A 13,149-nucleotide genomic window follows, 5' to 3' on the forward strand; every position below is an offset into this window, starting at 1 on the left:
ACTCCTTTATCATTCCTTGTCTAGCAGGGGAATACGGATATCAACCGCCAGTCCTTGCTTAGGTGCTGTCAAAAGTTGAACCGTTCCTGCCATATCTTCAACCCGCTCCTTGATGTTTCGCAGTCCATAACTCAAGTCATCTAAACTTCCTAACTGGAAGCCAATCCCATTGTCCACCACCTTCAGCTGCAATTCTACCTCTGTCTGATAGAGGTAGACATCTAGGCAAGATGCCTGGGCATGGCGGAGGGTATTGCTGATCAATTCCTGTAAAATACGGAAGATATGTTCTTCAATCTTCTTAGGCAATTTAGACACATTTTGCTTGAGGCTTACCTTGAGATCACTCTTGTCCTCAAGCTCTTTTAAGAGGATTTGAATCCCCTCAATCAAACTCTTCTCTTCCAACTCAACAGGTCGCAAATGTAGGAGCAAGACCCGCAAATCTTTCTGGGCTGTTTCGAGAATGGCTGCAACACTTTGCAACTGGGTCTGCATCTTTTCTCTATCCAGCTTCAAAGCCTGCTGGCTGACACCTGATAAAATCATATGGGCCGCAAACAACTCCTGACTAACCGTATCGTGCAAGTCACGTGCTATCCGCTTCCGTTCTTTCTCGATGATTGCTTCTTCCTTGACCAGGCCTTGATTTTCAGCCTTTTGAACAGCCTCTGTCAAGAGGTTAAGCTTGCCAGACAAGGAATTAAAACTGGCATCCAAATCTGGATCTGCAAAGGCAACCACCTCTTTTCCTGCTAGGAGCCGCTTGAGATTAACCTGCATTTTTCTGCGAGAAATTTCTTCCATCACGCGCCAAAAAAGGACAAAAAAGAAGGTCATGGAAAGGCTAAAGACCAAAATCAAGAAGATGAGTTTCTCTGTTTTCTCGATATCCTGTAGCAAATAGGACCAATCAAGATTTAGAATATCAAGCAGACTATTAGCCAAAAAGAGAATAAAGAGGAGTGAAGTCAGCCCGATTAATAGGTACGATTGCTTTTTCATCCTCTGACCACCTCCACATCGCCAACCATAGTAGTTAGGAAAATTTTGACGCTCTTGTTACTCTTTAGATAGTCCCTGGTTTCCTGATGATAATGTTCATTACGAAGGGCTCGCTTGGGTTGATGGAGGAAAGTTAAATCTCCATAGAGGCAGTTAACACTGAGGCTGATTTCCACATCAACAGGTACGATAATCCTAGTCGTTCCGACCATCTTTCTAAGGATAATGACATTGTCATGATTGGTTAGGATAACTCTTTCCAAATGAATGGTATCCTTGCCCATGAGGCGAAAGAGATTGATATCGTCAAATTGGCAGGTCTGGTGGCTAGAGAAATGATGGAGATTGCCAAACCAAGGATTGCGTTCATTTTTAACCGTTACCACCTCTTCAAAGACCAAGTCGGTCTCCTCTCTTTCTTGATTCATCATCGGATAGAGAAGAAAGAGACTGTATATGACCGCTACAAAGATAGCTAATATCACGAAGGGGTTGAGCATGACGATGAAAAAGAAAAGAATAGTCGCCATAAGGAGGAAAACATTGTTGCCTTCTTTACCTGTATAATAGCGGAGCAAGAGCAAGAAGAGGAATAGAATCAGCAGAAAACGCGAAAAATGCTCTGATACCATCAAAATCAGAGCTCCCGTCAATAGACAGGCTTCAATAAATAAAAAGATTTGAAATTTTTTCATAGACGCATCCTCTCCCTTCTATTTTATCACAATTCAAAAAAGTCACCTCGGTCTGAGGATGGAAAAAGGAGATGGGACAGAAATCGCTCTTAGAAGCTTGGTTTCATCAACTCACTACAGTTGACAAAAGGCTACAAAAAAGGGCGGGATTCTTGTCCCGACCTCTCTACATCTGATCTTTTGCTTCTTTGAGTTTGCCATAAAGAATATAGTCTACGTTTTGCAAATCCGCTATGGTGGCACAGTTAAGGGCACACATGATCAAACGCAGATCGTCTTTCCAGCCTTGGACAATGCCAATCACCTCTTCGACGGAATAGGTTTCAATCAACTCTAGAACGGTACGTGACAGTCCCACAGCCTTGGCTCCAAAGACCAGGCACTTAATCATATCAAGCGGGTTCCGAACACCTCCACTGACCAAGAGTTCGACCTTGTCTTTCCAGCCTTGGGCATTGAGAAGGGCTTGCATGGTAGATTGTCCCCATTGATTGAGGTAGTCACGCTGACCACTACGACGGTTTTCAATGTAGGCAAAACTGGTACCACCACGACCTGACAGGTCAAAGGTTCGAACACCCAGTTCATAGGCTCTCCCGATGGTCTTGGCATCCATGCCAAAACCGACTTCTTTTAAAACAAGAGGAACAGGGATGCGCTTGCTATAATCTGCTAGATGCGATTGCCAGCTTCTGAACTTCCTTTCTCCCTCGGGCATTAGCAATTCCTGCATGACATTGACATGCACCTGCAGGAGAACAGGATCCATTGCTTGCACAGTCTGAAGTCCTAGGTCAACAGGCTTGTCCAATCCAATATTGGTTCCAAGGAGGAGATTTGGATGGCTAGATTTGACAGAAAAAGAGCCATCTGTTGGATCTTTTAGGGCTGCGCTATAAGAACCCGTCACAAACAAAATCCCACAAGCTTCTGCCACCTGAGCTAGCTTTTGATTGATTTCTTTACCTTTTTCGCTCCCACCTGTCATGGCATTGATATAAAAAGGAAAGTCCCACTTTCGACCAGCAAACTCTGTCGACAGATCAATTTCATCTAAATCATAAAGAGGTAAGGAAGAATGAATCAACTCCACCTCATCAAAGCTATTATAGGAACTTTTCTGCTCAAGGGCATAGCGGATATGCTCGTCCTTACGATTTGTCGTCATGTCCTATCCTTTCTTGGTATAAGAGCTCAATCCCCAGATCAGCCCAGCGATTTTTTATGGTTTCAGTTGATTGCACATCAAAACTCAAGGCAATGCCACAGTCACCACCACCAGCGCCGCTACTCTTGGCAACAGCCTGCAAATCTTGACTGGCTTCTTTCAACTGTCTAAGCGAAGGCGTGTAAATATCTGCGCTCAAGCCTTCTAAAAGCTGGCTGGCTGTTTCCACCTGCTCGATGATGTTTTCTGCATTCCCCTGCTCCAAGGCTTCTACCAAAGCAGACACCATTGCTTTTGAGGATGTTAAAAAATTCTGGTCTATGTTTTGTTTGATTTGTTGGACCATATCACTAGACACAGCTACTTGCTTGGTCCATCCCACTAGGAAATCACATTCTAGGCCTGGTTTTACTTGTGAGATAGAAAAGCCCCAATCACGCTCCAAAACTGTTGCCAAGTTTTCTTCTTCCAAACACGCAGCTATCTTCTTCCGATCAAAAGACTGGTAGAGAACCAAATCTTCTGCCACAATACAGGCAAGGTCTCCCATAGAACCATTGTCGCCTCGCTTGAGCAAGACCGCGCTAGCCAGCTTGAACAAGAGTTCCGGATCAACCGTAATATCATATAGAGCCAGCAGGGCCTTGATCACCAAGACAACGACGCTACCGCTAGAACCCAGACCAAACTTTTTCCCTTCCCGTTCCATTTTTCCACGGATTTCCAAGGAAAAAGGTCGTAAGGTCTTGCTACGGTAAGTGAGAAAATCTTCCACTAGAGAAATCGTTTCTTGAATCAAGCTGTAGTCAGGATTTGGCGTCAAGTCCACTGCGAAATCAAACAGATCTGAATAGATACGGTAGCTATCAGAAAAGGCAATCTCCCCCCTCATATAGATAGGTATCGCCTTTATCAAGGCCAACTGTCCTGATTCTAAAATGGCGTACTCACCAGCCCAATAGAGTTTTCCACAAGTCTTAACAGCAATCATCTTGGCTCAAATCCTTTGTTTTTGACACAATCAAGCGATAACGTTGACCTAAGATTTCAGATAAATGCTCCAAGTCTTTCTCCTGACAGAGAACCTTGACATTGGGACCAGCATCCATAGTAAAGTAGCAGGCCTCCCCTTGCTCGCGAAGTTGACGGACAAAGTCCATCGCTTCATAAGTCGCATCCGTCAGATATGAAAAGGCTGGCGATGCTGTCTTTGTCGTAGCGTGCATAGCAAGGGCGTTTTTCTCCGTTAATTCCCCAACCTTGGCAAAATCATTCTCTTTGAGATAGACCAGCATATCCTGATAGTCCTTCTCAGACTGACGCACCCAGTCGTCAAAAGTCGTCGAGGTTTCCACACAGAGTTTCATCCCATCACGGCTAGAAATTGGTTTTTTCTTGTCCTCTAGCACCAACATAATCATAGCTAGTTTCAAGTCTGTCTCTACAGGGTAAATCTCCCCACTATCCTTATCCCAAGCACCTAGTGGTCCATAAAAACTGCGAGAGGAAGAACCTGAAGCGAACTTAGCCTCCTGCGCCAACTGACTCCGATTCAAACCAAGCTGGAAATAAGCATTACAAGCCTTGACCAAGGCGGACAAACCACTAGAACTAGAGGACAAGCCCGCCGCAGTCGGCATATTGTTTTGGGTATCAATACGGACAAAGCCCCCACCATCTGGACGGTAGCGGTCAATAATCTTACTCATCTTAGTATGTTCAGCATCATTTTGTAACTGACCATTGATATAAAATGCATCAGCCGTCGCATCCTTCGGTAGAGGCGACAAGGTCGTCTCTGTGTACATGTTTTCCAACGTCAGAGAGATGCTGCTAGTAGCAGGAACCATCTCTTTTTCTTTTTTCTTTCCCCAGTATTTGATAATGGCAATATTTGCGTAGGAACGTACTGTTACAGGCTCTCGATCCATGTCTGAACAGCTCCTTTCTCTTCTAATCGTTTTGTTAGTTCTTGAGCGTGTGTCAAATTGGTTGCCAAGGCTATGATACAGCCTCCTAGCCCACCACCACTCATCTTGGCACCTAGAGCACCATGGCTAAGAGCCGTTTCAACGAGGGAGTCTGCCTCAGGGCTGCTGACACCAATTTCTTTTAAATGTAAATGCGCTTGACTGAGGATTTGTCCCAGTTTTTCAGCATCTTTTCGTCTAATCGCATCTTCTGCCTGCTGGGTCAATTCTCCCAAGGCATGCAAAAACGGCAGAGCATCCTTACCCTTACTTTGAACCACTTGGATAGCTTCACGAGTGTGACCATACACGCCCGTGTCAGCAATCACCAAATAGGCAGATAGATCCATCTCAAGCTCTGTAAATCCAACGTTTTTAATAAAGCGAATAGGTCGATCACTGAGACAGGTCTTGGCATCCAAACCACTCGGATTCATATGAGCAATCATCTCCGCCCGATTGACCAAGATTTCTAATATATCATGAGGCAGGTCGGCTTGATAGTAGTCAAAAACAGCTCGAATGGCTGCTATGCTGATAGCTGCTGACGAACCCATTCCCCGTTTTTCAGGGATAGCCGAGTCAATCACACAGCGAATGCAGGCTTCTTTGATATCCAAATACTCCAGCGAAGCATAAACCGCCATGGACAGGGTGTCCTCCTCATAGAGACGCCACGGACTTTCAGCAGGGACCACCTTACAAGTCACTTCCACCTCTAAGAGAGGCAGGGAAATGGCAGGATAGCCGTATACAACAGCGTGCTCTCCTATTAAAATAATCTTACTATGTGCCTGACCGACACCAACTTTTTTTGTCATGTTTTCCTTTAACCAGACGAAAAGACCGTCTCATTTCATACAGTAGTATTTTCTCCTATCTATTTTATTATATTTTCACAAAAAAAGCGATTGTTTCCTTCACAATCGCCTCTTTCATTATTGGACCCATTCGCCATTATAGTTGACCGTATAGCCATCCACTGTGGTGTTGACTGCTAAAGCACCGGAGCTATAAGCGTAGTACCATTTGCCATTGACCTGGAACCAACCAGTCTTCATATCACCATTACTTGCGTTTAGATAATACCAAGTCGAACCTTCCTGATACCAGCCAGTCGCCATAGCTCCTGATGAACGGAGGTAGTACCACTTGTTCCCAAGGTATTGCCAGCCCGTTTTCATATCACCATTTTCAGCATCTAAATAATACCAAGTTGAGCCTTCCTGGTACCAACCAGTTGCCATGGCTCCTAATGAATGGAGGTAGTACCACTTATTGCCAAGTTGTTGCCAACCAGTTTGCATGATACCAGTTTCTGGATCTAGATAGTACCAAGTTGAGTTATCCTTGGCCCAACCACGCACTGGCTCCCCAACCGTTAAACTGTTGATACGAGCATCAAAGCCACCACTCTTCTGTAAATAATACCAATACCCTTCGTCATAAATCCAACCGGTTTTTAAAGTGTGATAGCTACGCTGATCTTCAAAATAATAGACTCGTTTCTCTGCTGGACTATCATATTGTTCCCCATGATGTTTGTTGGTATTTGTAGCAGTTTTTGCTTCTAAAACTTGCTTGCCAACAAATTCTTGTAGTACCCCATCTTGACCAAAGTAATACCATTTTGGCATTGGCATATATTCTAATCTTAAACCATTTGGGTAAGGACCAATTGTACTACCTTTAGATGGAAACGGGATATATTGCCAGCCGACAACCATCTCTCCAGATAAAGAATCAAAGTAATAGTACTTCCCATCAATCACTCGCCAGTAGGTTTCTTTGAGTTCTCCCTTCTTATAGTAGGTTCTACCATTTTCTTGGACAAATTGCCAGCCTTCTGAATCAGTATCATCCGCAAAGACGGTGCTTGTCGCTAGCAAAGCAAAGCAAAAGACCGCGAGTCCAACTTGCATCATTATTTTAAATTTTTTCATTCGATCTTTCCTCCATAACTGATTGTAGCAAAGACTTTACTGTATGTCAATATATAGAAACTTCTCAAAAAAAGCAGTTACATAACTGCAACTGCTTTTCTATTCTTGCATGGTGTACCCAACACCACGCACGGTTTTAATGTAGCTTTTTTGACCTTTTACATCAAGCTTGCTACGTAGATAACGGATATAAACATCCACGATATTGGTCTCTGTCGCACTTTCGTACTTCCAAACACTTTCCAACAACTGCTCACGAGTCAAGACCTTCTTGCTTCCCATGAGAGTGGCCAAAAGGTCATACTCACGGCGCGTCAGAGCAATCATCTCCTCGCCACGATAAACAGTATGATGTTCTACATCCATACGCAAATTGCGGTAAGACGTTGGGACCTTCATCTGACTACAGTGTTGGTCGATAAAGTCCCGACCTCGGAAAATCGCTGAAATACGAGCAACTAGATTATCAATAATCACTGGCTTATAGATGTAAGAAACGGCGAAGCGCTGGATTGTCTCAATCTGGTCTTGCAATTCTTCGCGATGGTCCAAGACCATGATCACTGAGGCTGGTTTTGTTCGACTCAGCCTCTCTGCAAAATCCTGGGCCGTCATATCCCCCAGACGAGCATTCAGTAAAATCAAGTCATAATCTGTCTGGAGAGCCATGGAAAGGGCTTTTTGCCCCTCCTCTACCAGATCAACACGGTATTGCTCTTTTTGGAGTTCCAGACTGAGAAAATGAGCGAGATTTCGTTCTTTCTCAAGTAATAAAATCCGTTTCCCCATGGCAGACCTACTTATTTTTCGTCATACCAAGAGTAGTGGAATGTTCCTTCTTTGTCTTTACGTTGGTAAGTGTGGGCACCAAAGTAGTCACGTTGCGCTTGGATCAAGTTAGCAGGAAGGTCAGCTGAACGGTAGCTATCAAAGTAAGTAATAGCTGCTGAGAAAGTTGGCACTGGTACACCAGCTTGAACAGCAAGAGCTACGATATCACGCACTGCTTGTTGGTACTTAGCAGTAACATCCAAGAAGTACTCATCCAAGAGAAGGTTAGCAAGATCAGCATCGCGGTTGTAGGCATCTGTGATCTTTTGCAAGAAACGTGAACGGATGATACATCCATCGCGCCAGATAGATGCGATGTCCGCAAATGGCAAGTTCCAGTTATTTTCTTTAGAAGCCACACGCAATTGGGCAAAACCTTGTGCGTATGAAATGATTTTTGAGAAGTAAAGAGCTTGACGAATCTTTTCGATCAACTCAGCCTTGTCACCTTCAAATTTGAAAGTAGCTGGTTTTGGAAGGACCTTGCTAGCATGTACACGCTCTTCTTTGTATGTGGAGATGTAGCGGGCAAAGACTGACTCAGTAATCAGTGACAATGGCACACCAAGGTCAAGTGCTGATTGGCTAGTCCATTTACCAGTTCCTTTGTTTCCTGCAGCATCCAGGATGTAGTCTACGATTGGTCCATCTTGACCTTCATCGTCTTTACGGCTCAAGATATCAGCTGTGATTTCGATCAAGTAGCTGTCCAATTCACCCTTGTTCCACTCAGTAAAGATTTCAGCCATGTCTTCTGCAGAAAGGCCAAGCAAGTGTTGCATGAGGTCATAGCTTTCTGCGATCAATTGCATGTCACCATACTCGATACCGTTGTGGACCATTTTCACATAGTGACCAGCTCCATCAGGACCGATGTAAGTCACACATGGTTTGCCATCTTCTGGTGCTTTAGCTGAAATTTCTTCGAGAACATCAGCAACCAATTCGTAGGCTTCTTTTTGTCCACCAGGCATGATAGAAGGACCTTCAAGGGCACCTTTTTCACCACCAGAGACACCTGTACCGATGAAGTTGATACCTGAGTTTGCCAACTCTTCATTACGACGGATGGTATCTTTGTAGAAAGTGTTTCCTCCGTCAATCAAGATATCACCCTTGTCAAGGTGTGGAAGAAGGGCTTGAATTGTAGCATCTGTACCAGGTCCAGCTTGAACCATGAGCATGATACGACGAGGTTTTTCGATTGAGTTTACAAAGCTTTCCACGTCATAGCTTGGCACAAAGTTCTTTTCAGGATGGCAAGCAATCACGTCTTCTGTTTTTTCTTTACTACGGTTGTAAATAGCAACTGTATAACCACGAGATTCGATATTTAGGGCAAGGTTACGACCCATTACGGCCATACCTACGACACCAAAGTTAGCTTTTGTCATGTGACACTCCTCTTATTTCATTTGTTTTATTTTATCATTTTTACCTATGAAAGGAAAGAATTTTGTAACGGACTCCTAATAGTCCAAGTCATCTGCATGACCAGAACCATTCCCTACAAAGTAACCCGTCTTACAGTTGAGGGTGAAGAGGTAGGTTCCATCTGGTTTGTAGAGGTTGTAATAGCCGTTTCCGTTTACAATATTGACACGTTCGAGAATGTATTGGTTGCCAGTGATGTAGCCACGTGCACGTGATGTTGCTAGGATCTGTTCCAATACACCATCTGCAAACGTCCAAGCAGGGTTATTGCTATCGTCTACAGCTGATTGGTTATACGGTACACGACTAAGTCCTCTCTGTAGATTTACACCATCACCAGATAAACCACCATTTGTATCTCTAGCTGGTTCCGTAGTGCTTGTTGAAGGCGTCGTACTGCTTGGATGGCTTTCTGTAGCGGAACTTGAACTTGCTTGACTTGAGCTAGAACTTGAAGGAGCTGTTTGTTGACTCTTACCAAGGCTAATCGCCTGAGCTAACAGTTTATCAAGCTCTGTATTTCCCGTTTTAACTTCCGTGAACTTAGCATCCGCCTTGGCTTTAGCATTGGTATCCAAGACACCGTCAGTAATAGCTGGACTTTCAAAGAGGGCATTGATATCTTGAATGGCCTTGATTTGAGTTGCTAGGCTATCGTATTTTGACTTAGCTAGTGTATAATCACGGCTACCTTCTAACTTATCTAGCAAGTTTTTTAGCTGGCTCAACTTATCGAACTGGCTATTTTTTAAAGCAGTCTTATTGGCATCTGTATAGAAGGCATCATAAAGCGTGTTGAACTCTTGCAAGTCGGTTTGCGATTCTTGATTTCCTGAAGATGCTTGAGAAGACTGAATTTCTTGGTTTGAACGAGATACCTGACGGTAGACATAATACGTCCCAGCAAGAACAAGAATCGCAGCTACCACAGAAACGATAGTAATCAGACGTTTCTTTTTAGAGCCTGTTTCAGGTTCCGTCTGTACTGATCGTGATAGGGAAGTATAGGTTTCTTCTTGTTCCTCATTTTCCTCATTCATTTCCTTGGATGCTGTTTCTGTTAAAACGAGGGGCTCTATTTCAGCACTTTCTTCATCTTGAAGTGGAGGAACAAACTGAGTAGTCTCTTCATTTTCTATCTCTTCAACAGATTCCTCGGAAACCACATCTGAACCTTCTACCTCTCCAGAAAGTTCACTTGTTTCACGAACTTCTTGGATCAATTCCTCTAAGTTTCGAGTAGAAGCCAATTCTTCTTTTTCAAACTGACGAGTTTCGAACTTATCTGCCTCGATCTCTTCGCGGTGCTGTTTGATGTATTTGTCCAAGATATTGTCTTCAGGCAATACTCCAGCCTCAACCTCTTCATTCTTACGAATTGCTTGACCAACAGTCAAATCTTTTGCTTCGTCAAAGTCGAATTGTGGCTCTTGCTGTTCTTTTTTATGACGATCATGTCTTTTCTTGCTCATGAGTTTACCTTTCTATTTTACCTCTTGGCGTTTCACCCGCTGACCAAAGTATTGATACAAATCCACTTTTAAGGTCCCGTTATAGAGTTTTCGTTTTTTATCTGCTGGACTTCCGTACTTACTTTCAAAAGCTTCATCACTCGTCAGGATAAACTTACTCCAGGTTTTCAGTGGTGCAAAGACCTGTCCCATCTCAGCATAAAGTTTCGTAACTCCTGCATCATCGGACAAGCGCTCCCCATATGGTGGATTGGAAATGATAACGCCATTGATCTTGTCTGAGCGCAAATCTTGTACCCGCATTTGCTTAAAGGTGATATCTCCTGCAACACCTGCTGCTTGGGCATTTGCCTTGGCAATTTCTACCATACGAGCATCAATATCACAGCCCATGATATCCAGCTCTATCTCACGATTGATTTTCTTAGCAGCATCAGTACGGACCTCTTGGATTAATCGATCGCTGACCCAGTTCCATTCCTCAAAAGCAAAGGAACGGCGAAGACCCGGCGCCATCTTTCTAGCAATCATAACCGCCTCGATACAGAAAGTTCCTGAACCACAGGTCGGATCAATCAAAGGTTTGTCTGGATACCAGTTAGAGAGTTGTAAAATGGCCGCTGCCATGTTTTCCTTGATAGGAGCTCCACCCTTTTCCGCACGATAACCGCGCTTAAAGAGGCTAGAACCTGTCGTATCAATCATGACAGTTGCCACATCCTTGAGGATGGACACCTCAATCTTAAACTCAGGACCATTTTCCATCAGTGGAACACCTTCTGGGCGGGCATAGTATTTTTGTAATTTCTTCACAACAGCTTTCTTAGAAATAGCCTGAACACTGGGCTCATTATGAAGTTTTGACTTAACACATTTGGCCTTTGAAATCGGGAAACGCGCCCCAAGTGGGAGATAGTTTTCCCACTCTAGAGCAAAAACACCTTGAAAAAGCTCTTCAAAGGTCTTAGCTGGAAAACTTCCGACCACAATCTTGATGCGATCCGCTGCACGAAGCCAAAGATTGGTCTCAATGATTGCCTTCACATCTCCTTGGAAGCGGACACGCCCATTTTCAACCTGGCAATCATAACCAAGGTCTCGCACCTCACGTCCAACGACAGCCTCGAGACCCGCCGCAGCAGTTGCGATTAAATTAAATTGTTCTTTCATTTCTAGTCTTGCAAGACCTTTCTCTTGTTCACTTTAAAAAATGAGGTTGAGAAAGATTCTCAGCCCCAACCTATATGCAATTTTCTATAAGCCATGTTTTGTTCCAGAAGTGACTAGGACCACTTCCTTCGATAATCATCTGTCTACCGCTAACAGCATGGAGCTGCTAGCAGCCAGAGTACTACGTTCGTTTCCGTGCACTCCATGCCCCGACCAAAATTTGGGTTGCTAGCTTGAGGGGTTTACCGCGTTCCACTCTCTCTGTTTCCAGAAAGACTCCGTCACTGTGGCACTTTCAAGCCTATTCTGACCTATCCGAAGACTTAGCCATTTCGACTGCCGTAACGATCACTCGTCCCTAGGCTTATGAATTCGCCTAGCACAAACACTACAGGCATCACAGCCTGTGCTAGCATGGACTTTCCTCATGAAAAGAGAACCTCTTCACGCGATTATCCAAAAATTGCACTCATTCCTTAGTTAATTATCAATCTTGGTTGTCTAAGATTTGCTTACCAAATACTTCTTTTTCGAGGCGATTTAAGCGTTTCAAAATATCAAAGTTTGTCATTGAAGTAGAAGCTGTTACTTCAATAGAGTCTGGTTGAGTTGGAGCCGCCTGTGGTTTACGAGACAACTCCTCCTTCAAATCAGCAATTTCTTGGCGAAGGGATTTAACCAGAGCTGCGTAGGTTTCATAATCCTTAATCACATCATCGAGGAATTCATCTACCTCTGCTTTACTGTATCCACGTACTTCACGTCCAAACTCTTGTTCAAAAATATCTTTTGCTGAAAATATAATACTTGCCATGTCTCTCTCCATTCTGGGTTACTAGTATTATTATATAAAAAAATACAAGTAAAAATCAAGGTCAAAGGGTCACTTTTCAGAAAAATTTTCTGCTAGTTCATTTAACTCATCAAATGTTAATTGCCTTGTAACATAGTCCGCTTGATTTTTCATCATTTGGTAAAAATATTGTAACTTAGTTTTGTTTTCTTCATCGTAAAAAAGATAGCAAATATCTGTGTTCTCCAGTAAGAATTTCTGATAATCACGTAGTTGTCCCTTGTGTTCATACTGTGGATAGGCATATTTGACAAAATCAACTTGCTTGAATTCGCTCAACTTCACTTGATTGGCTTCATTCCAGTTACTGCCATGGGTTTCAAAATCAAAAATGGTCGCCAGCTGAAATCCATAGTCTATTTTCATGTCTTTCGCCACCTGAAGTACCCAGTACTCAAAGCCCAGAGCCCCAGTAAAGACAAGCCAGGTCACCTCTTCCTCCGCTAGACGCTCCAGGTCTCTCCGAATAGCTGTTTTGATAATATCAACGCGAATATCCTTGTCATTAAAGAGACCAAGGTCGAAGGCAGAATAACCTAAAATCAAGGCTGTTGTCATTTTTAACCCTTTCTTTGTAAATTTATGATATAATAGAGTGATGTTATTGT

At 43.5% G+C, this 13,149-nt stretch carries 13 protein-coding genes and 1 other RNA gene; all 14 read right to left on the reverse strand.

Annotated features, from left to right (window positions below):
- Nucleotides 1-9 precede the first annotated feature (9 nt).
- On the reverse strand, nucleotides 10-1,005 hold the full coding sequence (locus B7725_RS09200) for an envelope stress sensor histidine kinase LiaS (protein WP_084875830.1): 996 nt from the start codon (nucleotides 1,003-1,005) through the stop codon (nucleotides 10-12).
- Complete coding sequence (liaF, locus tag B7725_RS09205) at nucleotides 1,002-1,700, reverse strand: cell wall-active antibiotics response protein LiaF (protein ID WP_084875831.1); 699 nt, start codon at nucleotides 1,698-1,700, stop codon at nucleotides 1,002-1,004. The genes B7725_RS09200 and liaF overlap by 4 nt, the downstream gene beginning before the upstream one ends.
- A 166-nt stretch (nucleotides 1,701-1,866) precedes the next feature.
- Nucleotides 1,867-2,868, reverse strand: coding sequence for a type 2 isopentenyl-diphosphate Delta-isomerase (gene fni, locus B7725_RS09210; protein WP_084875833.1), 1,002 nt, complete (start codon nucleotides 2,866-2,868; stop codon nucleotides 1,867-1,869).
- On the reverse strand, nucleotides 2,852-3,859 hold the full coding sequence (locus tag B7725_RS09215) for a phosphomevalonate kinase (protein WP_084875835.1): 1,008 nt from the start codon (nucleotides 3,857-3,859) through the stop codon (nucleotides 2,852-2,854). The genes fni and B7725_RS09215 overlap by 17 nt, the downstream gene beginning before the upstream one ends.
- Complete coding sequence (mvaD, locus tag B7725_RS09220) at nucleotides 3,846-4,799, reverse strand: diphosphomevalonate decarboxylase (RefSeq protein ID WP_084875836.1); 954 nt, start codon at nucleotides 4,797-4,799, stop codon at nucleotides 3,846-3,848. The genes B7725_RS09215 and mvaD overlap by 14 nt, the downstream gene beginning before the upstream one ends.
- Nucleotides 4,781-5,659 (reverse strand): mevalonate kinase, encoded by an 879-nt coding sequence (gene mvk, locus B7725_RS09225; RefSeq protein ID WP_084875838.1) that lies wholly within the window; start codon nucleotides 5,657-5,659, stop codon nucleotides 4,781-4,783. The genes mvaD and mvk overlap by 19 nt, the downstream gene beginning before the upstream one ends.
- Before the next feature lie 117 nt (nucleotides 5,660-5,776).
- On the reverse strand, nucleotides 5,777-6,781 hold the full coding sequence (cbpF, locus tag B7725_RS09230; RefSeq protein ID WP_084875840.1) for a choline-binding protein CbpF: 1,005 nt from the start codon (nucleotides 6,779-6,781) through the stop codon (nucleotides 5,777-5,779).
- 99 nt (nucleotides 6,782-6,880) lie between these two features.
- Nucleotides 6,881-7,570: a response regulator transcription factor gene (locus tag B7725_RS09235; RefSeq protein WP_007520625.1), complete on the reverse strand. Its 690-nt coding sequence runs from the start codon at nucleotides 7,568-7,570 to the stop codon at nucleotides 6,881-6,883.
- Nucleotides 7,571-7,581: 11 nt separating this feature from the next.
- Entirely contained in the window at nucleotides 7,582-9,006 is a 1,425-nt protein-coding gene (gene gndA / locus B7725_RS09240; protein ID WP_061587344.1) for an NADP-dependent phosphogluconate dehydrogenase, read from the reverse strand.
- A 75-nt stretch (nucleotides 9,007-9,081) separates the two neighbouring features.
- Nucleotides 9,082-10,518 carry a cell division site-positioning protein MapZ gene (gene mapZ, locus B7725_RS09245; RefSeq protein WP_084875841.1) on the reverse strand — a complete coding sequence of 479 codons (1,437 nt, stop codon included), beginning with the start codon at nucleotides 10,516-10,518 and terminating at the stop codon, nucleotides 9,082-9,084.
- Nucleotides 10,519-10,530: 12 nt separating this feature from the next.
- Complete coding sequence (locus tag B7725_RS09250) at nucleotides 10,531-11,688, reverse strand: THUMP domain-containing class I SAM-dependent RNA methyltransferase (protein WP_084875843.1); 1,158 nt, start codon at nucleotides 11,686-11,688, stop codon at nucleotides 10,531-10,533.
- Nucleotides 11,689-11,770: 82 nt separating this feature from the next.
- An RNA gene (gene rnpB / locus B7725_RS09255) (RNase P RNA component class B) lies at nucleotides 11,771-12,152 on the reverse strand.
- Between the two features lie 23 nt (nucleotides 12,153-12,175).
- Nucleotides 12,176-12,502, reverse strand: a complete 327-nt coding sequence (gpsB, locus tag B7725_RS09260; RefSeq protein WP_000146527.1) for a cell division regulator GpsB — start codon at nucleotides 12,500-12,502, stop codon at nucleotides 12,176-12,178.
- A 69-nt stretch (nucleotides 12,503-12,571) separates the two neighbouring features.
- Entirely contained in the window at nucleotides 12,572-13,099 is a 528-nt protein-coding gene (locus tag B7725_RS09265; RefSeq protein WP_084875845.1) for an SLOG family protein, read from the reverse strand.
- Nucleotides 13,100-13,149: the final 50 nt, after the last annotated feature.

The sequence above is a fragment of the Streptococcus oralis subsp. tigurinus genome (assembly GCF_002096275.1).
Classification (GTDB): domain Bacteria; phylum Bacillota; class Bacilli; order Lactobacillales; family Streptococcaceae; genus Streptococcus; species Streptococcus oralis_CN.